This window comes from Alteromonas sp. PRIM-21 (genome assembly GCF_027563165.1).
GTDB classification, from domain to species: domain Bacteria; phylum Pseudomonadota; class Gammaproteobacteria; order Enterobacterales; family Alteromonadaceae; genus Alteromonas; species Alteromonas macleodii_A.
Genome location: NZ_JADOEK010000005.1, coordinates 26,333 through 50,045, shown reverse-complemented (window position 1 = coordinate 50,045; position 23,713 = coordinate 26,333). Strand labels below are relative to the sequence as shown.

Below are 23,713 nucleotides of genomic sequence, written 5' to 3'. Positions count from 1 at the left end.
CAAGTTGCCACTTTTATGCGCTTTGCGTTCTATGTGTATTAAAATTTCCGCCATGCCAATTCGCTTTTCGTGCCAGAAATGGGTAAAATCCGCTCGCGCTGCGTATAAGCCTGAACTCAAGGCAAGCAGCATATTTTGTTTAATGAATTTTTCTGCAGGTAATTTCCAGCATTATGCAACAATCGCACATTCGTAACTTCAGTATTATCGCCCACATTGACCACGGTAAGTCTACGCTATCAGACCGTCTAATCCAGCACTGTGGAGGGCTAACCGATCGCGAAATGGCCGAGCAGGTTCTCGACTCAATGGATCTGGAAAAAGAGCGCGGTATTACCATTAAAGCGCAAAGCGTGACACTGAACTATGAAGCGCGCGATGGTGAAACCTATCAGCTAAACTTCATTGATACGCCAGGACACGTTGACTTCACTTACGAGGTGTCTCGTTCATTGGCAGCTTGTGAAGGTGCACTACTTGTTGTTGATGCCGGCCAGGGCGTTGAAGCACAGACGCTAGCAAACTGCTACACCGCTATCGAGATGGATATGGAAGTGGTGCCAGTGTTGAATAAAATCGACTTGCCGCAGGCTGAACCAGACCGTGTTGCAGAAGAAATTGAAGACATTGTCGGTATTGATGCACTTGACGCTGTGCGCTGCTCAGCGAAAACAGGTATTGGTATTGAAGACGTACTTGAAGTCATCGTAAATAAAATTCCACCACCAGAAGGTGACCGCGAAGCGCCACTTAAAGCACTGATCATCGATTCGTGGTTCGACAACTACCAAGGCGTTGTTTCATTAGTACGAATCGTTGAAGGTCAGCTTAGCAAGAAAGACAAAATCCAGATAATGTCTAACGGACAAACTCACCAAGTAGATAAAATTGGTGTGTTTACGCCGAAACCATTAGACACAGGTACGTTAAAAGCCGGTGAAGTAGGTTTTATCATTGCTGGTATTAAAGACATTCAAGGCGCACCAGTAGGTGATACCATTACCTTGGCTCGTGAGCCAGCTGAAGCTATGCTGCCAGGCTTTAAAAAGGTTAAACCTCAGGTTTATGCCGGTATTTTCCCAATAAGCTCAGATGACTACGAAGACTTCCGCGATGCCCTCGCTAAACTAAGCCTGAACGACGCTTCACTATTCTATGAGCCAGAAAGCTCAGCAGCGCTTGGCTTTGGTTTTAGAATTGGTTTCCTTGGCATGCTGCACATGGAAATTATCCAAGAGCGTTTAGAGCGTGAATATGACCTTGGTCTTATAACCACAGCACCTACAGTAATTTATGAAGTAGAAACGACGAAGGGCGAGACGCTTACCGTAGATAGCCCAGCTAAACTGCCGCCGGTAAATGATATAGCAGAAATTCGTGAGCCTATGGTTGAAGCTAACATTCTTGTTCCTCAAGAATACTTAGGTAACGTAATTACGCTTTGCGTTGAAAAGCGTGGTATGCAAACCAACATGACATACCACGGCAAGCAAGTAGCAGTAACTTACGAGCTGCCGATGGCCGAAGTGGTGCTTGATTTCTTTGACCGTTTGAAATCTACCAGCCGTGGATTTGCGTCTCTTGACTACAACTTTAAGCGTTTCCAAAGCTCAGATATGGTACGCGTAGATATTCTGATTAATGGTGAGCGTGTAGATGCACTTGCAGTCATCACTCATAGAGATAATTCACAAGGTCGCGGTCGTGAACTGGTAGAGAAACTTCGCGAGCTTATCCCACGCCAGATGTTCGATATCGCTATTCAGGCGGCTATCGGTAACCATATTGTTGCAAGAAGTACGGTGAAGCAGCTGCGCAAAAACGTAATCGCGAAATGTTACGGCGGTGACGTAAGCCGTAAGAAGAAGCTACTTCAAAAGCAAAAAGAAGGTAAAAAGCGAATGAAGCAAGTGGGTAATGTTGAATTGCCACAAGATGCGTTCCTTGCAGTACTTAAGGTGGGCAAATAATGGCAAATTATTTCTCCTTAATTTTGGTGGCACTCACCTTAATAACAGGACTAGTCTGGCTAGTGGATAGCCTGGTGTTTGCTCCGAAGCGAAAAGCGCGTTTACAGGCTGCAGCGACTGCAGAAGGGGCGGGCTATGGAGAAGACCCTCAGCTGCCGTACCTGGTTGACACCTCACAACAGATATTTCCTGTTATTGCATTCGTTTTGGTATTGCGCTCGTTTTTATATGAGCCGTTCCAGATTCCATCAGGTTCAATGATGCCCACGTTATTGGTGGGTGACTTCATTTTAGTTGAGAAGTTTGCGTACGGCGTAAAAGACCCTGTTTTCAGAAGTAAGTTAATTGAAACGCGTGTGCCAGAACGCGGTGATGTGGTGGTTTTCAAATACCCTGAAGAACCGTCAATAGATTACATCAAGCGCGTAATTGGTTTACCGGGCGATACCGTGGTTTATCAAAATAAGCAGGTTTACATCAAACCTAAGTGCGAATCTGGTAGCAATTGTCCAAAATTAAAAGCAGTGCCATTAACGTTCCAAGAGCGCGGTGAGTTTGTGCAAGACATGGCGCAACTTATGCGCTATACCGAAGATCTCGGCACAGTAGAGCATGATATCCTACGCCACCCCGTTCGTGAAATTTCACCGGTTAACTTCTATACCCAGCCGGGAACCCGCAGTAACGAGTGGATAGTGCCAGAAGGTCAGTATTTCGTATTGGGCGATAATCGCGATAATAGCCGCGATAGTCGTTTTTGGGGTTTTGTCCCGGATGCAAACTTGGTTGGAAAAGCCGTAGCAATTTGGATTTCTTTTGAGTTCGAGCGTAGCCCTTCTGACTTTCTTCCTACGTGGGTTCCAACAGGTATTCGGTTTGAGCGTGCAGGTGGCATTCATTAATGCAGGGAATTGATAAATATCGTCGTCTTTACAAGGCGATAGGCTACACGTTTACCAATGAGGCGTTATTGGAACAAGCGCTCACTCACCGCAGTGCAGCTAAACAGCACAATGAGCGCTTAGAGTTTCTGGGCGACGCTATTTTAGGCATGATTGTGGGAGAAACACTGTTTAAGCGTTTTCCAACAGTACCTGAAGGCAAGCTTACCCGGATGCGCTCTACATTGGTTAAAGGCGAGACGTTGGCTGAGCTTGCTAAAGAAGCCAGCGTGGGCGAATTACTCAACTTGGGGCCAGGTGAGCTTAAAAGTGGCGGTCATCGCAGAAGCTCGATTTTGGCTGACGCAGTTGAAGCTATCTTAGGTGCTATCTATCTTGACTCAGGTATGGACGAGGTCCGTGGCGTTATCGACCGTTTGTGGGAGACTCGCATAAACAAGCTCGACCCTAATGCCCACCCTAAAGATAGTAAAACACGTCTTCAGGAATTTCTGCAAGGTCGCAAGCAGGCACTGCCAACGTACGAGGTGCTGTCTATTTCCGGTAAAGACCATGCCCAAACATTCGAAGTGAGCTGCAAGGTAGAAAGCCTACCAAAAGCAGTAGTGGCGTCTGGCAATAGCCGTCGTAAAGCAGAACAAGAAGCTGCTCGTTTAACATTGGAGAAGCTTGATGACAACGCATGATGAGTCGAATTTGCCAGAAATGCCAGATATTCAAACTCGCTGCGGCCTAGTTGCCATAGTCGGGCGCCCTAACGTGGGCAAGTCGACGCTACTTAACCGTTTACTAGGTCAAAAGGTAAGTATTACCTCACGTAAGCCTCAGACCACGCGTCACCGTATTCTAGGTATAGATACTGACGGCGACTATCAAGCGATTTACGTTGATACACCAGGGCTTCACCAAGACGAAAAACGCGCGATTAATCGCTACATGAACCGCGCCGCGTCTAGCTCATTAGCTGAAGTTGGCCTTGTGCTGTTTGTCGTGGAAGGCGATCGCTTTAATGCTGAAGATGAAATGGTGTTAAGTAAAGTTAAGCAGGCAAACCTTCCTTGCTACCTTATCGTAAACAAAATGGATAAGGTGGAAGATAAAGAAAACTTTATGGTTCACCTACAAAAGCTTGGTGAGAAACACCCGTTTGAGCACATGATCCCTATCAGCGCTAAACAGGGCAAAATGGTAGACGATATTAGAGACTTAGTGGCTAAGTCTTTACCTAAGAGTGAATTTTTCTTCCCAGAAGATTATATCACTGACCGTTCAAGCCGCTTTATGGCTGCTGAAATCATCCGTGAAAAGCTGATGCGCTTTACTGGCGATGAGTTGCCTTACTCTACTACGGTAGAAATTGAGCAGTTCAAAATGGCAGACAATGGTGTTTATCGTATTAGTGGCTTAATTTTGGTTGAGCGAGAAACGCAAAAACGCATGATCATTGGTAAAGGCGGTAAGCATTTGAAAACCATTGGTGAGCAAGCGCGTAAAGATATGGAAAACTTGTTCGACAATAAAGTATTTTTGGAACTTTGGGTTAAAGTGAAACAAGGCTGGGCAGACGATGAGCGCGCTTTGCGTTCACTAGGCTACGGTGACGACAGCAACTTTTAGCCTACATCGTTGTTAGCATTAGTACGTTGAGCCTTGTTCTAATGCTAATTAGCGCTTCATTCTAAAGTGCTTTTGGTGAACATGAAGTCAGAAGCGTTCGCGTAAAGGTATGCACAAGCACCTACAATAAGCACTGGCACGTATAGTAATCTCTTTTCAGGAGCGGTATATGGCAATTTCAGATATGCGCAGACAGTACTCGAAAGGCAGTTTGAGCGAGACTGATATTACTTCAAGCCCATTTGATTTGTTCGATAAATGGCTGAAAGACGCCATTGAAGCTGGTATCCCAGATCCTACAGCGATGACGGTTGCTACCGTTGACGCTAATGGGCAACCTTCTCAACGTATTGTTCTGTTAAAAGATGTCAGTGAAGAAGGCTTTGTATTTTTCACAAATCTCGGCAGTCGAAAAGCGCAAGAACTTTCGGTTAACCCAAAAGTATCCTGTCACTTCCCATGGTTCTTTATGGAGCGCCAAATTCGCGTCTGTGGCAGCGTTGAAAAGCTTTCTGTTTCTGAAAATGCAGCCTATTTTTTCTCTCGCCCTAAAGACAGTCAGTTGGCAGCCTATGCGTCTAAACAAAGTAAGCCAATTGGCAGTAGAGAGCTTTTGCTTACCCAATTCAAGCAGCTAAAAGATAAGTTTGCGAACAAAGAACTTCCTGTACCGGACTTTTGGGGAGGCTTTCGCATTGTACCTCATCAAATTGAATTTTGGCAGGGCGGAGAAGATAGACTTCACGACCGTTTTGAGTATAACAAAACCGAAGATGGTGCATGGGCAACACAGCGCTTAATGCCATAAAAGCGCATATTGACTGCATAGGGTAGCGAGTCTTATGCAGCCGCTAGACATTTTAAGTACTTAGCATTTGATTGAGCGTAAAGCGAGAAAGGAGCAACGCCATGATTGATAGTCATTGCCACCTCGACTTGCTTGCATCAAAAGTAGACCTTCATACTTCGCTGGAAAGTGCCAAGGCTGCTGGGCTTACTCGCATAATGGCACCAAGTATTAACCCACGGTCTTGGGAAGCGCTTCAAGCGCTTAGTGAGCAATACTGCAGCATTCTGCCTATCGATACCGCGCTAGGTCTTCATCCCTATTTTTTGACCGATAGCAACCAAGCTAATACAGCTTCGACCACTGACTTACCTGAGCAGGCAATTGATGAAAATCTTGAGCAGCTTGAAGCTGCTGCTGCCACTTTACACCCTTCGGTAAAAGCGGTGGGCGAAACCGGTATTGATGGGCACATCAATGTGCCATTAACGCTTCAAAAGAAAGTGCTACATGCCCATTTGAAACTCGCAGATACAAAAGCGCTCCCTGTTATTCTGCATCACCGAAAAAGTCATCATTTGCTACTTGAAGCTTTCAAGCAAGCTAAGTATCAAGGTGTTGGGGTAGTGCATGCTTTTTCTGGCAGTGTGGAGGCGGCTAAAGCCTATATTGAGCGAGGCTTTTACTTAGGAATAGGTGGTACCATAACCTATGAAAGAGCAGGAAAGACGCGAGACACCCTTAGGTATTTGCTAGAAAACAATTTCGATAAGATACTACTAGAGACTGATGCCCCTGATATGCCCATGTACGGCAGGCAGGGTGCGCCCAATGAACCACAGTATCTATCTGATGTTGTTGACGTTATACACGAGCTTTTCGCTATATCGCCTGAACAAACAATATCTATTACAACACAAAACTATTTACGCTTGTTTAAAACAGCTTAGAATTGCGATCTCGTGTAAAAGTATCGTGGATACCTGCTTACGTATCTTTGTTCTTTCTCATAGATTCGATGGCTTGTATAAACCAAGGGCGAGACTTATAAAACGCCCGCGTCAGGTAAATGCCTAACATTAAAGCCAAAAACACTAAAATACACGCAATAAAGGTAAGTTGATAACGCAGGGCAAGGGGACTTTCTAATATCGTCTGCGTATCCATATGAATGTTCACATAGCCTAAGACATTATCATTGTTGTCGGTGATCACGCCTACATAGGTAAGCGGCGTCACGCCTTGGGACTGGCTCATTGACACAACGCTATCTATTTGAGGTAAAGGCGCAATGTACCTTCCGTCTTTATCAAACACTGATAAAGCAAGAATATGAGGCTCGTTAACCAAAATAGTAGCAACACTTTCAATGTAGTTTCGTTGGGCAAGGGTACTCGATAGCGTCGAGTCAGCTCCTACTTCGGTTCCTTGATTGGCTGCTTGATCAGCTTCAAATGCGGGGCGAAGTAGTTTAGCGTACTGCCTTGCGATGCTCTCCCCAGAAAAACGAGTTTGAACCGTTAGCCAGTCACTTTGGTACTGCTGCAGCAAAAGTATCAATACAATCACCAGCGCAAACACCGTACTTACAATCAGCGTATGAAATAGTCTTTTCAACGCCGTATAAAGTGAGTGCGAATTGCTTTTTGATTGTGAAGGGGCTTTGCTCAGCACGTTTAACAAAACGTAATTCCATAATTGCTATGAGTTGCCTAACAGTAGGTGAAATCTAAATAATTTTAAAGGGGATATTTTATTAGTTAGCCTAATTGGTTAGCATTAGAGCATCATTTGCCAATCACCACAGATTCTGTGTGCGTTATGAAAGACATATTCACCATCGAAATCAACAATGACGATAGTCATCTAGCTTCATATCTGGCAAACATTGTCAGCAGAGAACACAATACAAAAGCGTATTCGCATACGCTAACTGTAATCGGGCAGGCTATAACCCCGTATTTATTAAAAGGCGTATTAGATAAACTCAAAAACGTATTTTCGCCAGTAAGTGCTGCGTTTCATCATTTGCATCAGCAAATGGGAGATGATGCTATCGAAATAAGAGGGCAGGTAATTAACGCAAAGCCTGAGCAAATAAAGTCTTTACTTGGTGATGTCAGTGATGCTTACAACCTTGATGTTGGACTGCAGACCTCGCGACCGTCTTTGTCTGAACCTGGTCTTCTGGTTATGGATATGGACAGCACCGTTATTGCCATAGAATGTATTGATGAAATAGCAAAACTGGCTGGTGTTGGTGAACAGGTTGCCGAAGTGACCGCAAGAGCAATGCGCGGAGAAATTGCCTTTAACGATAGCTTAAAGCATAGGGTAGCGTGTTTAGAGGGGGTACCCATTGACCACCTTAATCAAATTCGTGACAGCATTCCTATTATGCCTGGTATTCAGACACTGCTTAAACATTTAAAAGCGAATAACTGGAAACTCGCTATTGCATCAGGTGGCTTTACTTTCTTTGCTGACCATTTAAAAGCAAGGCTGGGACTGGACTATGCGATATCAAACACGCTTTCGGTAAAAGACGGGCACTTAACAGGGAAAGTGGAAGGCGAAATTATTAATGCTGATGTAAAAGCGCGCACGTTAAAAGCGCTGTCTGAAAAGTGGCAAATACCATCGAGCCAAACCGTCGCTATGGGCGATGGGGCGAACGACTTGGTGATGATGGCTGAATCAGCCTTGGGCGTTGCGTGTCACGGCAAACCTTTAGTGAATGAGAAAGCGGATGTAGCCGTACGCGTTGGTAGTCTGCACAGTCTTCTTTATTTCTTAGATAAATAGACGCTAGAGGAATTTAAAAGGGAACAGCCATTCCAGCATTCCCTCGCTTTGCTAGGAAACTTGCTAGCGCCTTCGGAATGCACAATTATCTGTACGTACTTGTATAGAGGCGCCAGTTATTAAAACAATTGGCGCATAAATAAGGGGCCTGAGCTTAGTTTTTTCTAAGCGCAGGCCTGAATAGGTACGTTAAAATACTGTCTCTTACTTACGCGTTGTTAACCATGGCTCTAGGTTGTACTGCACTTTTTAGCGTTTTATTCGCCGTAATGTCTTGCATAGTAAAGCCGTATCTTATGAGCACCTCGTCCGTGACATCGACAAGGTGGGAACAGGCAGCAATACTCCACATTTTCTTTTCTAACTCACGAGCTCTGTGCATGGCGTACATGGTGACGTAGTTAATTTCTGTTTGGAGCATGGTTAAGTCAGGCTTGCCAGTTGTGGTTAGCATAACGTGTATAGCGACAAACTGACCACGCACCATGGCTTCTCTGATAAATGCACGGCGTTGTTCATTGCTTTCAAACTTATGTGAATAACGGGGGATGATCGCCATTCGCGGCTCTTTTTGAGACGCATCGAAAGATATGAATAGCTCTTGTCGTAAGGGCATGTTTTCAAGCTTAACTGCTTTGATACCACTTTGTACGAAAGGAGAATCTTGCTTTCTATCTCTAAACAAAAATTCCAAATTTACTTTACCGCGCTCTGCGTATTGCGTGGTAAGGGTAGTGATGCGTTCGTCTTGTTTTCCAACGATACACGCCTGCGGAGTATAGCGAACACCTTCTTTACTCATCAGGAAAGATAAGGAGGTCGCGTTTCTTGCATTTATACAACGCAGCGCTTGCCCCATGCCCTCTACTTCTTCTTCATCGTTATCGACTTTAAGATTGGCCTTGTTCTTTTTGATTAATTCTTCAAAAAAGTTGCGAGCGCTTTTGCCCTCTTCGCCAGTAGCTGTCTTCAGGTGAAGGATATTCTTCTCGACATTATGATAAATAATTTCATACTGAAGGTGCATTACGTCAAAGTTGTTCGCTATTTCCTGAAGCCGAGGAAAGGCAACTTCTACTCTTCCTTCCAAACTACCTTTATAATCTTTTGCCAGCTCTACTCGAAGGCCTAATCCGTGAACTGAGATGTCTTCGCTGATCCCTCGATGAACCGTCGATTCGCCATTAAACCTCGCTTCAATTTGCGTTCTTAGCTGGTAACGGCTTTCAATGCGCTGCTCTTCGTACTTAAAGCGTACAATATGAATGTTAGATGCTGCACGATTCCTTGGGTGGCCGAAAACCCTTAAATGCGCAAGGTTGTCGCGATTAAACTTAAGTTCGTTGTACGTCTCTTGCCCTGTTACTGAGGTCACGTCTGTAACATGAGCGAGATAACGCAGGTTTTTAAGCTTTGACATCAAGCGAGCCGAAGGCGGTGTATTAAGCTTTTTTACTTTATTGCCAACAGAGTCTGGGATAGAAAGCGGAATATGCGCTTGCTCTGGGTCCATGTCTGTTAGAGTTATTTTAAACACTCGCCAACTCGCTTTTCTTGAGCCAAAACCCAAAAATACACGGTATAAGACCTCTTTCTGCAGTAACTCTTCATAAGAGGCTGAATAAAAATAAACTTTATCTGTGTGCAAATGGGTAAAGCTGAAGACAAATATTTCACGAACTTCATCAGATTTGTTTAGTAACCGAGTGAGTCTTTCTTGCGATAGCAAGAAATTCAAACGACAGTTTTCTTCTTCGTCTTGCCAATACTGTACCGTTTCTCGGTTTACTTCATTTACCATCGCATAGCGAGGCACTAAAGTTTCGTTGACGACATCGATAAAAACAGGAAGCGTAGGGCTACGAGGTGAAAAATATTGTTCACAGGTTTTACTGGTTATCGCTTCGATGGTGTTCGTCATATTCACTTTATAGCGGCGTTTATTGCCGTGGATAAAGCTTTCTAGAAACTTATCGAATGCTGGGCTTGGATGACTCTTATCGCGCTGTAAGGCTAAATAGTTAACATCATTTTTCGTAATGATTTTTACTAGTTTGTAAGCAATGCCATTTTTTTTATCCATGGCAAACTCGTTTTCTAGCCCTCTGAAGTAAATAAATAGCGTTTCGCCTTTTTTGAAAAAGGCGTCTTTAGACAATTTTATCTGAAGGCCTTCAAGAGAAATATCTACGCTTAAGCCTCGCACTGAGCGATTCTCAGAGTTAAATATTTCTACGGCAACCGCGAAGTTCATGCGCTCTGTATTGCGCTGCCTGTAATCGAGGAGGTTTACTGTAGGAACTTTGAACTGTTCTAAAACGGCTGAACGCTTTTTAAGTTCTGGGTTTTCTTTATCAGCTCTTTCTTGTGCGAGTTCTTTTTCACGCATTAACCGAAAGTTGTTTTCAGTGTTTTGAACGGCTTCATATACACCGTAGGTGTAGCGGCCGAATACGCGCAGTTGTTCTTCAAACTTATCAACAGCCACGTCGTCCATGTAGTGGCTACGTCCTTCGTGGACATATTTCTTGCATTTGCCATCTACATGACCGCGCAAATCTATAGTACGCATACAAGGTTTAGCTAAACGCTTCACTTCCATTTTAATAAGAAAGCGCTTTTCTTTAGGTACGTCAGAAGCAGTTTGAAGCAATACTTGGTTAAATTCAGGCTCATTAACCATGGGCTTTAGCTGTTCAATAATATCAGCATATTGCTTTAAATCTTGACTCATGAATGCGCAACTTTGTTGTTAAGTATCAATTATTTTAGTTGTTATCGGCAAATCAGCAAAACTCATTAACCCCTTAATTTTTATGCTTTGGAAGTATATTCCTGAATGAAAACTGACCGTGGGTTTGTGCTTAATTCACCGTTATTAAGTGTTAGAATACTCTTTTTAAGCAATGGATAAAACTGGAATATGGCAAAACGTAAAACTGCTTATGTGTGTTCTGACTGCGGGGCCGAGTTCCCACGTTGGCAAGGACAATGCTCTGAGTGTAAAGCGTGGAACACGATAAGTGAGTTTGTGGTAGCGAGTGCCAAAAGTGTAGCTCGACAAACTACTTCAGGGTATGCAGGGCAAACCGCAGCCAAAATCGAGACGCTAAACGCAATAGATTTAGAATCACTGCCACGATTTTCGTCAACGTTTAAGGAACTAGATAGAGTGCTTGGCGGAGGGATAGTACCGGGCGCTGCAATGTTAATTGGAGGTTCGCCTGGCGCCGGAAAAAGTACACTTTTGCTACAGGTAATGTGTCAGATGGCGAAAAGCGAAACCGCCCTTTATGTTACCGGGGAAGAGTCTCTCCAACAGGTGGCAATGCGTGCCAAGCGCTTAAACCTTCCTGACGACAAGTTGATGATGCTCGCCGAAACTAATGTGGAAACTATTTGCGACCTAGCGCTGACCCAAAAACCTAAAATAATGGTTATCGACTCTATTCAGGTTATGCATGTATCAGATGTTCAATCTGCACCGGGCAGTGTGTCGCAAGTAAGGGAAAGCGCGGCGTATTTGACGCGCTTTGCCAAGCAAAATCACATTGCCATGTTTATTGTTGGCCACGTAACGAAAGACGGTAACTTAGCGGGCCCTAAAGTACTTGAGCACTGTATCGATAGTTCTATGATGCTGGAAGGGGAAAGTGACGGTCGGTACCGTACTTTGCGCAGCCACAAAAACCGCTTCGGTGCAGTCAACGAGTTGGGTGTATTTGCCATGACGGAAAAAGGGTTGAAAGAGGTCAGTAACCCTTCAGCTATTTTCTTAAGCCGAGGGGAAAATGAAACGCCAGGGTCTAGTGTTATGGTCATTTGGGAGGGCACCCGGCCGCTACTTGTGGAAATACAAGCGCTGGTGGATTATTCACAGATGTCTAACCCAAGACGGATAGCTGTGGGCTTAGATCAAAATCGTTTGTCCATGCTGTTAGCAGTACTTCACCGGCACGGTAATGTACAAATGAACGACCAAGACGTATTTGTGAACGTTGTTGGCGGTGTACGCGTCTCTGAAACCAGTGCTGACTTGGCGTTATTACTGGCGATGATTTCCAGCTTCAGAAACCGTTCATTACCGCGGGACTTGATTGTGTTTGGTGAAGTAGGCCTTGCAGGTGAAATTCGTCCGGTTCCCAATGGAACAGAGCGCATAATAGAAGCGGCAAAACATGGCTTTAAACGAGCTATTGTGCCTAAAGCCAACGCGCCCAAACAAGCTATTAATGGCATGAAAGTTGTGCCCGTGGCTCGCCTTTCTGAAGCGTTAGATGCCTTGGAATAAAGCGAAATGCATTAATGTTAAGCTGCCGGAAACGCGCAAGAAGACTTGTGAAGTACGTCTTTATGCGCAGTTTGAGGGTGGAGCCTTTTCTGAAGCTTTGCAGAGACTTGTCGTAATTTTTTGTTCTAATTTGGCGATTGATAAACAGCATTAACCAGCGCATTAAGATCTTTCTCTTCAATACTAGCATCATCGCTGTTTAGTAAGATTAAACGGCGAAGGGCGCTTATGCTTTCCACATCCATACGCTCTACTTTACACCCCAACGACACTAGCTCCTGTCTACTGTCCGCGTGGCGATATAACTGTGAGATTGAAAGGGTGATAACTGGGCTGTCTTCATTTGCTTGGAAGGTAGCAACATAAGGTTCATGGCTGTCAAAAGGTAAATTTGACAATGCGGTTTCCGTTGCCTGTAGTTTTATGCCTTGCAGTGACACGTCGCTAACTACTACATCGATACTGTTGTCGTTATGTGCCAGCTTGCCGTGTACATTCAGCGGGACTCGTTGGAATTGACGCTTATCTGTCATCACTCAAATACCTAGTTATCATTGACGACCTCAGTATTGGCTAATTTTCTCCCGTTCGCAACGAAAAGCAAACAAATAAAAAAGCCGCTATCGATGACAGCGGCTCTCGGGCTTTTAAGGTAAGGAAATCTTTATCCCCAATTCCCTTTATTTAGACATACGCTTATATTTAAGGCGATGCGGTTCAACCACATCTTGTCCAAATTCCTGCTTCAACCAGCTTTCGTAGTCTGAGTAGTTACCTTCGAAGAAGTTAATGTTACCTTCATCGCGGTAATCCATGATGTGCGTTGCCACGCGGTCTAGGAACCAACGGTCGTGCGAGATAACCATGGCGCAGCCAGGGAATTCCAGCAACGCATTCTCTAGTGCGCGAAGGGTTTCTACGTCTAGGTCGTTGGTAGGCTCATCCAGTAGCAATACGTTACCGCCTGCTTTAAGCAGTTTCGCTAGGTGAACACGGTTACGCTCACCACCTGACAAGTCCTTAATAAATTTCTGCTGGTCGGTGCCTTTAAAGTTAAAACGGCTGCAGTAGGCGCGGCTGTTAATTTCAAAGTTACCAATGCGGATAATGTCTTGCTCGTCAGAAATTTCTTTCCATACGGTGTTGTTTTCGTCCATGTGGTCGCGAAACTGTTCTACCGCAGCAATTTGAACGGTTTCACCTAAATCGATGGTGCCTGAATCAGGTTGTTCTGCACCGGTAAGCATTCTGAACAAGGTTGATTTACCCGCGCCGTTAGGACCAACGATACCTACAATGGCGCCCTTTGGTACTTTAAACGTTAAGTCGTCAATAAGTACGCGGTCTCCATACGACTTTTTAAGGTTGCTTACTTCAATAACCTTGTCACCTAAGCGCTCACCTGGTGGGATGAAAAGCTCGTTAGTTTCGTTACGCTTTTGGTAATCGCTGGTAGATAGTTCTTCAAAGCGGGCCATACGAGCTTTACTTTTAGCATGACGACCTTTCGGGTTTGAACGTACCCACTCAAGTTCCTGTTTCATGCTCTTCATACGCGCCGTTTCGGTACGCTCTTCTTGCTCTAGTCGGTTCTCTTTTTGCTCCAACCAAGAAGAGTAATTACCTTCCCATGGAATACCTTCACCTCGGTCAAGCTCTAAAATCCAACCCGCAACGTTATCAAGGAAATATCTATCGTGGGTAATAGCTACCACTGTACCTTCATAATCGTGAAGGAAGCGCTCTAGCCATGCCACTGACTCCGCGTCCAAGTGGTTGGTCGGTTCGTCAAGAAGCAACATTTCAGGCTTTTCTAAAAGTAAGCGGCAAAGCGCAACACGGCGACGCTCACCACCAGATAGTTTGCTTACGTCCGCATCCCACGCTGGTAGGCGAAGGGCATCTGCTGCACGCTCTAAGGCATTTTCCAAATTGTGGCCATCTTTCGCTTGAATGATTGCTTCTAGCTCACCTTGCTCTTTAGCAAGGGCGTCGAAATCAGCGTCTGCTTCTGCATAAGCGGCATAGACTTCATCAAGGCGAGTCAGTGCATGTTTAACATCGGCTACGGCTTCTTCGATATTACCACGAACATCTTTGGTTTCATCAAGCTGGGGTTCCTGTGGAAGGTAGCCCACCTTCAAACCTGGTTGAGGACGCGCTTCACCTTCGATGTCGGTGTCTACGCCGGCCATAATGCGAAGTAAAGTAGATTTACCTGCACCGTTTAGACCTAGCACACCAATTTTGGCGCCTGGGAAAAAGCTAAGTGAGATATTTTTTAGAATGTGTCTATTAGGTGGGACGATTTTGCCCACGCGATGCATACTGTAAACGTATTGCGCCATGCTCTATCCTCGCTGAATAAGCGGTGAAAAATAAAAAAGTGATTGTGGTCTATTCTACTCGTAACAGGGTAGTTTGTGCCAGTTACTTACGCTTAGTGTATTAGTGCTTGGCGATATTTTAATCACTCATGCCAAAAAGTTTGATTTATGCATCGGTTGGCGAGTTGATTTAAGGTAAACTTGCTTTTTATAAGCATGAGTAAACATGGGCTTTAGGGTGAGCTACTGATCTAGTAAAAAGCAATAAAGAACCCAAAGCGATAGACTCAATACTATTCATATTTCTGAACAGGCAATTAAGATGACCGCTATGAATAAACGCATATATAGTCTGGATGAGCTCGCCAAGCATGTAGGTGGGGAAGTGCAGGGCGATGGCAATATCACTATTTCCGCGGTTGGCACACTTTCTGGTGCAGCATCGCATCAAATTTCGTTTCTGACCAACCCTAAATATAAACCACAGTTGAAAGATACAAATGCCGGTGCGGTTATTCTGCACGAGAGCCTAAAAAGTGACAGCCCAGTTCCTGCACTAGTTGTGGCAAACCCTCATGCAGCCTTTGCGCTTATCGCTCAACTATTCGATACTACACCAGCGGTTGCTACAGGCATTTCTGAGTCAGCGGTTATTGCGCCGTCTGCGCGTATTGGCAGTGATGTGTCGCTAGGACACAACGTTATTATTGAAGATAATGTGGTGCTGGGCGATAGAGTTACGGTTGGCGCTAATACCGTTATCCGAAGAGGCACTCACATTGGTGAAGGCTGTACTATCCATCCAAATGTGACCATTTATCACGACGTGGTTATTGGAAAGCGCGTGACTATTCATAGTCAAACTGTAATTGGTGCAGCGGGCTTTGGCTATGCAAATGATAAAGGCGTGTGGATCCCTATTCCGCAAACCGGCTCAGTACGTATTGGTGACGACAGTCAAATTGGTGCGAGCAGCAGCATCGACCGCGGTGCTATGGAAGATACGGTGTTAGGCACTAACGTTATTATCGACAATCAAGTACAAATTGGTCATAACTGTATTATTGGCGATCATTCCTGCATTTGCGGCGCTACCGGTATCGCCGGCAGTTGCCATATTGGCAAACACGTAATTATTGGCGGAGGAGTTGGCATCAACGGTCACATTAGCATTTGTGATAACGTCCAGGTGACCGGCTATACCATGATTGTGCAAGATATCACTGAGCCCGGCGTTTATTCTTCTGGTCAGCCAGCACAAACCAACCGTGATTGGCGTAAAAACACAGTTCGCCTTGCTAAAATTGGCAGTTTATTTGACCGTGTTAAAGCCCTTGAGAAACAGGTCTGATCTCGCGCTGGCGCAGGTATTACGTTAAACCTGCGCCATTTATATTAATTTGGTCATAAAGCGGTATACAAGTAACCGAAAATGACTAGAATATGGCTCGAATTTGAGCAATCAGTGCGTAACGCCATATAAAAACCGCAGTTAAGGAGCCCCCATGTTTTCTCGCGAAATGAATATAGCCGACTTCGATCCTGAATTAGCCGATGCAATGTCTAAAGAGGTTGAGCGTCAAGAACATCACATTGAGCTAATTGCCTCTGAGAACTACTGTAGCCCACGTGTAATGGAAGCACAGGGTTCGCAGCTTACTAACAAATACGCTGAAGGCTACCCAGGCAAGCGTTACTACGGTGGTTGTGAGCACGTAGACGTTGTTGAGCAACTAGCTATCGACCGTGCAAAAGCGCTATTTGGTGCAGACTACGCAAACGTTCAGCCACACGCTGGTTCACAAGCAAACTCAGCTGTTTTCATGGCATTACTTGACGCGGGCGATACGGTATTGGGTATGAGCCTTTCTGAAGGTGGTCACCTGACTCACGGTTCGCATGTAAACTTCTCTGGTAAAACTTACAACGCTGTACAATACGGTTTAAACAAAGAAACCGGTGAAATCGATTACGCTCAAGTAGAAGCGCTGGCCAAAGAGCACAAGCCTAAAATGATTATCGGTGGTTTCTCTGCGTATTCAGGTGTTGTTGATTGGGCTAAATTCCGCGAAATCGCAGATAGCGTAGGCGCATACTTGCTTGTAGATATGGCGCACGTTGCAGGTCTTGTAGCGGCTGGCGTTTATCCTAACCCACTTCCTCATGCACACGTGGTAACAACGACAACGCACAAAACCCTTGCAGGCCCGCGTAGTGGTCTAATCTTGTCAGCATGTGGCGACGAAGCAATTTACAAAAAGCTTAACAGTTCGGTATTCCCAGGTAACCAAGGTGGCCCTCTATGCCATGTTATTGCAGCTAAAGCGGTGGCTTTCAAAGAAGCACTACAGCCAGAATTTAAAGTGTATCAGCAGCAGGTTGTTGCGAATGCGAAAGCTATGGTTTCTGTAATGCAAGAGCGTGGCTTTAATATTGTTTCTGGCGGTACCGACAACCACTTGTTCCTTCTTGATCTCATCGACAAGGATATTACGGGTAAAGATGCAGACGCAGCCTTAGGCGCAGCAAACATCACCGTTAATAAAAACTCGGTTCCAAATGACCCACGTTCACCGTTTGTAACCAGTGGTCTTCGTATCGGTAGCCCAGCGATCACTCGCCGTGGTTTTAAAGAAGAACAAGCTAAGCAAGTTGCTACTTGGATTTGCGACATTCTAGATAACATGGGCGATGAGTCAGTTATTAAGCGTGTTCAAGATGAAGTGGTTGCTCTTTGCGCACAATTCCCTGTTTATAAGTAAATAGGATTGTGTTTTATTGCGTACTTTGGTACTAATGCTGGACTAACTAGTCTAGGTTTGATCAACAAGCCTAAGTACGCAATATTTAAGGAATATTCATGTTTTGCCCGTTTTGTTCAGAACAAGAAACAAAAGTTATTGATTCTCGTTTGGTTGCAGAAGGGCAGCAAGTGCGTAGGCGCCGTGAATGTATGGTGTGTCACGAGCGCTTCACGACCTTTGAAAGTGCTGAGCTCGTTATGCCCCGCGTGATAAAGCGCGACGGTTCACGTGAACCGTTTAACGAAGATAAACTTCGTGCAGGCTTGCAACGCGCACTTGAAAAGCGTCCTGTTAGCACTGAAAAAGTTGAACAGTGTGTCCTTTCACTGAAGTCACAGTTGCGTGCAACAGGTGAGCGTGAGGTGAGTAGCGAACTGCTCGGCAACCTAATAATGAAAGCCCTAAAAGAACTCGACAAAGTTGCCTATGTCAGGTTCGCTTCTGTCTATCGTTCCTTCGAAGACATTCGTGAATTTGGAGAAGAAATTGCGCGATTAGGGGACTAGGTCGGGCACACCCAAAACCTCAGACACTTAGGGCTACAACAGGAATCCAAGTGAACCACGAAACGGTTAAAAACGATTATCATTGGATGGCAAAAGCCATTCAGCTTGCCCAACAAGGGCGCTATACCACTTCTCCTAATCCTCGCGTTGGTTGCGTAATTGTTGATGAAAATAATCAACTAATAGGTCAGGGATATCATATCCAAGCTGGCACCCCTCATGCCGAAGTACATGCATTAAGACAAGCTGCTAGCACAAGAGAAGGCGGAGCAAAAGGCGCGACGGCTTATGTAACCCTTGAGCCCTGCAGTCATTTTGGCCGCACGCCGCCTTGTGCGGTGGCTTTGGTTGAAGCAAAAGTGGCGCGAGTGGTTATTGCCATGACCGACCCTAACCCAAACGTATGCGGTAACGGTATCAGCATCCTGCAAGAAGCTGGTATTGAAGTGGTCAGCGATGTGATGGCCGCAGAAGCTGCAGCATTAAACCCCGGGTTCATCAAGCGCATGCTTACTGGCAAGCCTTTCGTTCGCGTGAAATTAGGCATTAGCCTAGACGGAAAAATAGCCCTTCAAAATGGTGTAAGTCAATGGATCACTGGACCTGAGGCAAGACGCGATGTACAGCGCTATCGCGCGCAAAGTTGCGCGGTACTTACAGGTTCAGGTACGGTAAAAGCTGATAACCCTAGTTTGTTGGTTAGAGAACAAGAAGCACAGCTCACTGATTATCCTCTTGAACAAATTCGCCAGCCTGCTCGAGTTGTCGTTGATGGCAAAAGCAAGCTCAGTCGAGACTACGCGTTGTTTAACGACGGCAATATTACCTTAACGGCTACTTCCCATTCCCATCCTGATACGGCAACACAGCACTACCTAGTGGTAGATGAAAAAGACGGTAAACTCAACTTACATACACTAATGTTGGCATTAGGCGATAAGCAATATAATGAAGTATGGGTGGAAGCGGGCCCAGGCTTAGCCGGTGCATTGTTGCAAGAGGGGCTGGTGGATGAGCTAATTTGCTACCAAGCGCCTAAGCTTTTAGGTGAAAAGGGTATAAGTATGGTTAATTTGCCAGCGTTTACGTCATTAAATGAATGTATTTCGCTTTCGCTTATTGAAAATCGTCAGGTGGGGAACGATATTAAGCTTATCTTTCGCCCTGATGTTGGCAACACTCGTGGTTAACGCGATTAAAGAGGAACTTTATGTTTACTGGAATTATTCAAGCGCTCGGTACTATTAAAAAGCTTGATAACCGTGGCAACGATATTCGCCTAACCGTTGCGTCACCTACGCTTGATATGTCTGATGTCGCACTTGGAGACAGTATCGCGACTAATGGTGTTTGCTTAACAGTGACTGATATGGGCCCCGATTATTACTGCGCGGATGTATCGGCAGAAACCATCAAATTGACTGGGTTTGCACATTATAGTGCAGGCTCAACCGTTAACCTTGAAAAAGCTATGCGTCCTAGCGACCGTTTAGGCGGTCATATCGTGTCAGGTCACGTGGACGGCGTGGGCGAGGTTACGCAAATTATCAAGCACTCAGACTATGTAGAGTTCTGGGTAAAAGCGCCTGAAGCACTAGCGAAATACATTGCGCACAAGGGCAGTATCACCGTTGATGGTATCAGTTTGACTGTGAACGAAGTCAACGGTGCGGAATTCATGCTTTGGATTATTCCTCATACGTTGCAAGAAACGATTATGGGAAGCTATAAAGTGGGCACAGCGGTAAACCTAGAGGTTGATGTTATTGCGCGCTATTTAGAGCGATTAATGCTAGGCGATAAAGCCGCCGAGCCTACAAGCAAAGGCATCGACATGGCATTTCTTGCCGAGAACGGATTTTTAAGAAAATAACCCTACAAGAAGCACACAACATGGCATTTAACACTACACAAGAAATAATTGAAGACATTCGCCAAGGTAAAATGGTTATCTTGATGGATGATGAAGATAGGGAAAACGAAGGTGATTTAATCATGGCGGCGGAGCATGTCACGCCTGAAGCCATAAACTTTATGGTTACTCACGCTCGCGGCTTGGTGTGCTTACCTATGACTCAAGAGCGCTGCCGCACGCTAAATCTTCCTTTAATGGTTGATAAAAACGAAGCGCAGTTTTCTACCAACTTCACCGTTTCTATTGAAGCAGCAACAGGCGTGACAACCGGAATCTCAGCTGCCGACCGTGCGACAACAATCAAAGCGGCTGTATCCAAAGATGCGAAAGCGACAGACATCGTTCAGCCTGGCCATATTTTTCCATTAATTGCTAAAGAGGGCGGTGTGTTAAATCGCGCAGGCCACACCGAAGCAGGTGTAGACTTGCCACGTTTGGCCGGCTTAGAGCCAGCTGGGGTTATTGTAGAAATTCTTAATGAAGACGGCACTATGGCTCGCCGCCCAGAGTTAGAAAAGTTCGCGGCCAAGCACAACCTTAAAATTGGTACCATTGCTGATTTAATTGAATATCGCAACTTAAACGAAACGACAATCCAAAAAGTTGCGCAGTGTAACATGCCAACAGAATACGGTGATTTTGAGCTGCACACGTTTAAAGACAGCATCGACAACCAGTTGCACTATGCGCTTAAAAAAGGCGACATTAGAGAGGATGATCCGACACTTGTTCGAGTTCACCTTCACAATACTTTTAGTGATCTTCTTGGCTCGACGCGCGGTATTCAACGCTCAATGACGTTAGCAGATGGCATGCGCAAAATTTCACAAGAAGGTGGTGTGCTAGTGCTATTAGGCAAAGAAGAGCATATTGAGAGCCAAGTACGCCGCTTTGCAGCCGAAGACAGAGGCGAACGCCCAGCTGGCGCTGACTGGCAGGGGTCGTCACGCACTATTGGTGTGGGTAGCCAAATTCTTGCCTCTATGGGCGTTCACAAAATGCGTCTTCTTAGTAAGCCAATTAAATATCATGCACTTTCAGGCTACGGCCTTGAAGTTGTTGAGTACGTGCACGACTAGCTCTGGGGTGTAGGCCACAGTGAAAGTGGAGAGGGAATGCTCGTCGCAAACACGCGGTGAATACATCCCTGTACGCTCCGCCACCGCATCCATGCGGTGGAGGGTTTGCGACGAGCATTCCCTCACCACATTTTGTTAAGCATAAAGTGGCCGTTTACGAATAGTTGAAGTTAAAGAAACAATCGATTTAGTTTGGGCGCAGTTGTGGTATACTTCGCGCCGTTTTTTCTCGAGGAATGAATCCATGCAGGTAATTGAAGGTAATATCAGAGCAACCGGTAAGAAGTTTGCTATCGTTGTATCACGCTTTAATAGCTTTGTTGTTGAAAGCTTACTAGAAGGCGCATTAGATACACTAGAGCGTCACGGTGAAGTAAGCGATGACGATATCACGGTAGTACGTGTACCTGGTGCTTACGAGTTACCTGTAATTGCTAAGAAATTAGCTGAGAAGAAGTCATTTGACGCCATCATCGCTCTTGGTGCAGTTATTCGTGGCGGCACGCCACACTTTGATTTTGTAGCAGGCGAGAGCAATAAAGGTCTTGCGCAAGTATCACTTGAATACGGCGTACCTGTATCATTTGGCGTAATCACAACAGATTCAATTGAACAAGCTATCGAGCGTTCGGGAACCAAAGCGGGCAATAAGGGTGCAGAAGCTGCACTAGGCGCGCTAGAAATGGTTAACGTTATCGATGCTGTTGAAAAGCTTTAAGGTAAACATTAAGTGAAAGTTTCAGCTCGTCGTAAAGCCCGTGAACTCGCCCTTCAAGGTGTGTATTCATGGCAAATGAGTCACAACGATATTCAGCAGGTTGAACTGGCGCTAGCCACCAGTAACGACATGCAAAAGGTAGACATGGCGTATTTCCAAGCCTTGCTTCGCGGTGTTGCACACAACGCAAGCAACCTTGATGCAACCATTAAACCTTACCTTGGCCGTTTGCCAGAAGAGTTAGACGCTATCGAAAAAGCCATCTTGCGCATTGCGACGCTGGAACTCACTGAGCGTATCGACGTACCTTACCGCGTAATTATTAATGAAGCGATTGAGCTAGCTAAGGCATTTGGTGCTGAAGAAAGCCATAAATTCATTAATGGTGCACTGGATAAAGCAGTGCGCACGTTGCGTAAAGACGAGCGCGACTAACCTTACCGTGGCGGCATGGATTGCCGCTAAAAGGGTTTAAAAATTACCGTGAAAGAATTTGATCTTATCGGCCGCTATTTTTCAAACAGCGGCCACAAACGCAAAGACGTTGTTATTGGTATTGGTGATGACTGTGCAGTAACAACGGTTCCTGAAAACCAACAACTTGCCGTTACTACAGATACTCTCGTTGCAGGAGTGCACTTTTTAAAAGATGCACCGGCTAAGTCTGTAGCATACAAAACCGTTGCTGTTAACTTAAGTGACCTTGCCGCTATGGGGGCTGAGCCCGCGTGGATAAGCTTGTCTTTGTCACTGCCTGAAGTAGATGAAGCCTGGTTAGATGACTTTGTATCTGGTTTATACGAGCTTACTCAGTACTATTCTGTCCAGCTTATCGGTGGCGATACAGTAAAAGGCCCTATGGCGTTTACTATTACCGCACAAGGTTTTATACCGCCGGGTTCCGAATTAACGCGCAGTGGCGCGAAGCCGGGTGATTGGCTTTATGTTACCGGAACACTAGGTGATGCAGGAGCGGGCTTAGATATTCTGCAAAAAAATCTCAGCGTAAGTGGTGAAGCGAAAGACGTTTTGGTTAATCGCCATTACTTCCCAACGCCTCGTGTTGCGGTAGGTACGGCAATACGTCGTATTGCAACATCGTGCATTGATATCTCTGATGGCTTGATTTCAGATTTAGGGCACATTTTAAAAGCGTCTAATTGCGGTGCGAATGTTCATGTAGATCGTTTACCGCTATCACGAGCTCTAACAAGTGCAGTCACACCTGAACAAGCTATTGAATATGCACTATCCGCTGGCGATGACTACGAACTTATTTTCACTGTAAGTGAAGAGCAGCGCGGTAGCCTTGAAACTTCGTTGGCAAGTACGAATGTAAAAGCCACGTGTATTGGCCAATTAACCGGGCATAGCGGCACACTTTCGTTGCTAAAAGATAACGAAAAGTATACGCCAGCTAATGCATCTGGCTATGAGCACGCCTTTTAGGCAAACCACATCTTACAAGAGTAAATAAAGGAAGAAGCATGCAGGCGGAATATCGCGCTAGAGTGAGTATGAAAAATCCAGTTCATTTTCTCGCACTCGGTTTTGGTAGCGGGCTTGTTCCTTTTATGCCAGGTACATTTGGCTCGCTTGCTGCACTACCGCTACTTGTAGCGTGCAGCCAGATCTCTGTGGTTTCCTTCATCGCGCTTACGCTGATATTCTCAGTGGTAGGTATCTATCTGTGTGGCAAGACTGCAGACGATATGCAGGTACACGATCACGGCTCTATTGTGTGGGATGAAATAGCGGGCATGTTTATCACCTTTCTATTTGTACCTATCTCAGCGTCATCTTTACTCGTGGGCTTTGTTCTGTTCAGACTTTTTGACATCTTAAAGCCTTGGCCAATAGGTATTATCGACAAGCGCTTACACGGCGGTACAGGCATTATGCTGGATGATATTCTTGCTGGAGCCATGGCGTGTGGCTGTTTACATTTATTAATGGTGTTCTGGCCTGCAGCACTGGCGTTGTTCTAGCTAA

General features: G+C 45.3%; 22 protein-coding genes. 18 read left to right on the top strand and 4 right to left on the bottom strand.

The genetic code is table 11. The annotated features are described in order from the left end of the window. The first annotated feature begins 173 nt into the window (after positions 1 to 173). The 6 genes from lepA (at position 174) to IW644_RS09215 (ending at position 6,226) form a co-directional block, all read left to right on the top strand. The gene (gene lepA, locus IW644_RS09240) at positions 174 to 1,970 is read left to right on the top strand and encodes a translation elongation factor 4 (RefSeq protein ID WP_269917353.1); all 1,797 of its coding nucleotides are present in this window, start codon (positions 174 to 176) and stop codon (positions 1,968 to 1,970) included. Further along, positions 1,970 to 2,872 (top strand): signal peptidase I, encoded by a 903-nt coding sequence (gene lepB, locus IW644_RS09235; RefSeq protein ID WP_269917352.1) that lies wholly within the window; start codon positions 1,970 to 1,972, stop codon positions 2,870 to 2,872. The genes lepA and lepB overlap by 1 nt, the downstream gene beginning before the upstream one ends. Continuing rightward, complete coding sequence (rnc, locus tag IW644_RS09230; protein WP_269917351.1) at positions 2,872 to 3,558, top strand: ribonuclease III; 687 nt, start codon at positions 2,872 to 2,874, stop codon at positions 3,556 to 3,558. The genes lepB and rnc overlap by 1 nt, the downstream gene beginning before the upstream one ends. Positions 3,559 to 3,577: 19 nt before the next feature. Next, positions 3,578 to 4,489 (top strand): GTPase Era, encoded by a 912-nt coding sequence (gene era, locus IW644_RS09225; RefSeq protein ID WP_269917495.1) that lies wholly within the window; start codon positions 3,578 to 3,580, stop codon positions 4,487 to 4,489. Between the two features lie 169 nt (positions 4,490 to 4,658). Further along, complete coding sequence (pdxH, locus tag IW644_RS09220) at positions 4,659 to 5,297, top strand: pyridoxamine 5'-phosphate oxidase (RefSeq protein ID WP_269917350.1); 639 nt, start codon at positions 4,659 to 4,661, stop codon at positions 5,295 to 5,297. Positions 5,298 to 5,398: 101 nt separating this feature from the next. Then, positions 5,399 to 6,226 carry a TatD family hydrolase gene (locus tag IW644_RS09215; RefSeq protein WP_269917349.1) on the top strand — a complete coding sequence of 276 codons (828 nt, stop codon included), beginning with the start codon at positions 5,399 to 5,401 and terminating at the stop codon, positions 6,224 to 6,226. A 37-nt stretch (positions 6,227 to 6,263) separates the two neighbouring features. On the opposite strand, the gene IW644_RS09210 is transcribed toward IW644_RS09215, so the two are convergent. Continuing rightward, a complete protein-coding gene (locus IW644_RS09210; protein ID WP_269917348.1) occupies positions 6,264 to 6,845 on the bottom strand; it encodes a hypothetical protein in 582 nt (193 codons plus the stop codon). Between the two features lie 252 nt (positions 6,846 to 7,097). Here IW644_RS09210 and serB point away from each other — a divergent pair, with 252 nt between their 5' ends. Further along, on the top strand, positions 7,098 to 8,081 hold the full coding sequence (gene serB / locus IW644_RS09205) for a phosphoserine phosphatase SerB (protein ID WP_269917347.1): 984 nt from the start codon (positions 7,098 to 7,100) through the stop codon (positions 8,079 to 8,081). A gap of 208 nt (positions 8,082 to 8,289) precedes the next feature. On the opposite strand, the gene IW644_RS09200 is transcribed toward serB, so the two are convergent. Beyond that, entirely contained in the window at positions 8,290 to 10,815 is a 2,526-nt protein-coding gene (locus IW644_RS09200; RefSeq protein ID WP_269917346.1) for a PilZ domain-containing protein, read from the bottom strand. A 189-nt stretch (positions 10,816 to 11,004) separates the two neighbouring features. Between IW644_RS09200 and radA the strand changes: the two genes are divergently transcribed. Further along, positions 11,005 to 12,372, top strand: a complete 1,368-nt coding sequence (gene radA / locus IW644_RS09195) for a DNA repair protein RadA (RefSeq protein WP_269917345.1) — start codon at positions 11,005 to 11,007, stop codon at positions 12,370 to 12,372. 125 nt (positions 12,373 to 12,497) lie between these two features. Here the strand turns inward: radA and IW644_RS09190 are convergent, their stop codons facing one another. Both IW644_RS09190 and ettA read right to left on the bottom strand, forming a co-directional pair. Then, positions 12,498 to 12,905 carry a PilZ domain-containing protein gene (locus tag IW644_RS09190; RefSeq protein ID WP_269917494.1) on the bottom strand — a complete coding sequence of 136 codons (408 nt, stop codon included), beginning with the start codon at positions 12,903 to 12,905 and terminating at the stop codon, positions 12,498 to 12,500. A 147-nt stretch (positions 12,906 to 13,052) separates the two neighbouring features. After that, positions 13,053 to 14,720, bottom strand: a complete 1,668-nt coding sequence (gene ettA, locus IW644_RS09185; RefSeq protein WP_269917344.1) for an energy-dependent translational throttle protein EttA — start codon at positions 14,718 to 14,720, stop codon at positions 13,053 to 13,055. A gap of 301 nt (positions 14,721 to 15,021) precedes the next feature. Between ettA and lpxD the strand changes: the two genes are divergently transcribed. From lpxD to IW644_RS09135, 10 genes are all read left to right on the top strand, one after another. Beyond that, complete coding sequence (gene lpxD / locus IW644_RS09180) at positions 15,022 to 16,050, top strand: UDP-3-O-(3-hydroxymyristoyl)glucosamine N-acyltransferase (RefSeq protein ID WP_269917343.1); 1,029 nt, start codon at positions 15,022 to 15,024, stop codon at positions 16,048 to 16,050. A gap of 154 nt (positions 16,051 to 16,204) precedes the next feature. Next, positions 16,205 to 17,461, top strand: coding sequence for a serine hydroxymethyltransferase (glyA, locus tag IW644_RS09175; protein ID WP_179983990.1), 1,257 nt, complete (start codon positions 16,205 to 16,207; stop codon positions 17,459 to 17,461). 98 nt (positions 17,462 to 17,559) lie between these two features. Next, positions 17,560 to 18,009, top strand: coding sequence for a transcriptional regulator NrdR (nrdR, locus tag IW644_RS09170; protein WP_118493418.1), 450 nt, complete (start codon positions 17,560 to 17,562; stop codon positions 18,007 to 18,009). Between the two features lie 50 nt (positions 18,010 to 18,059). Next, positions 18,060 to 19,199, top strand: a complete 1,140-nt coding sequence (gene ribD / locus IW644_RS09165) for a bifunctional diaminohydroxyphosphoribosylaminopyrimidine deaminase/5-amino-6-(5-phosphoribosylamino)uracil reductase RibD (protein WP_269917342.1) — start codon at positions 18,060 to 18,062, stop codon at positions 19,197 to 19,199. A 20-nt stretch (positions 19,200 to 19,219) separates the two neighbouring features. Continuing rightward, complete coding sequence (locus IW644_RS09160; protein WP_025255834.1) at positions 19,220 to 19,882, top strand: riboflavin synthase; 663 nt, start codon at positions 19,220 to 19,222, stop codon at positions 19,880 to 19,882. 20 nt (positions 19,883 to 19,902) lie between these two features. Beyond that, complete coding sequence (gene ribBA / locus IW644_RS09155) at positions 19,903 to 21,003, top strand: bifunctional 3,4-dihydroxy-2-butanone-4-phosphate synthase/GTP cyclohydrolase II (protein WP_269917341.1); 1,101 nt, start codon at positions 19,903 to 19,905, stop codon at positions 21,001 to 21,003. Positions 21,004 to 21,247: 244 nt separating this feature from the next. After that, positions 21,248 to 21,721: a 6,7-dimethyl-8-ribityllumazine synthase gene (gene ribH / locus IW644_RS09150; protein WP_025255832.1), complete on the top strand. Its 474-nt coding sequence runs from the start codon at positions 21,248 to 21,250 to the stop codon at positions 21,719 to 21,721. A 12-nt stretch (positions 21,722 to 21,733) separates the two neighbouring features. Further along, on the top strand, positions 21,734 to 22,156 hold the full coding sequence (gene nusB / locus IW644_RS09145) for a transcription antitermination factor NusB (protein ID WP_014979773.1): 423 nt from the start codon (positions 21,734 to 21,736) through the stop codon (positions 22,154 to 22,156). Between the two features lie 48 nt (positions 22,157 to 22,204). Beyond that, positions 22,205 to 23,170: a thiamine-phosphate kinase gene (gene thiL, locus IW644_RS09140; protein ID WP_179983985.1), complete on the top strand. Its 966-nt coding sequence runs from the start codon at positions 22,205 to 22,207 to the stop codon at positions 23,168 to 23,170. Between the two features lie 38 nt (positions 23,171 to 23,208). Further along, the gene (locus IW644_RS09135) at positions 23,209 to 23,709 is read left to right on the top strand and encodes a phosphatidylglycerophosphatase A family protein (protein ID WP_269917340.1); all 501 of its coding nucleotides are present in this window, start codon (positions 23,209 to 23,211) and stop codon (positions 23,707 to 23,709) included. Positions 23,710 to 23,713 lie beyond the last annotated feature (4 nt).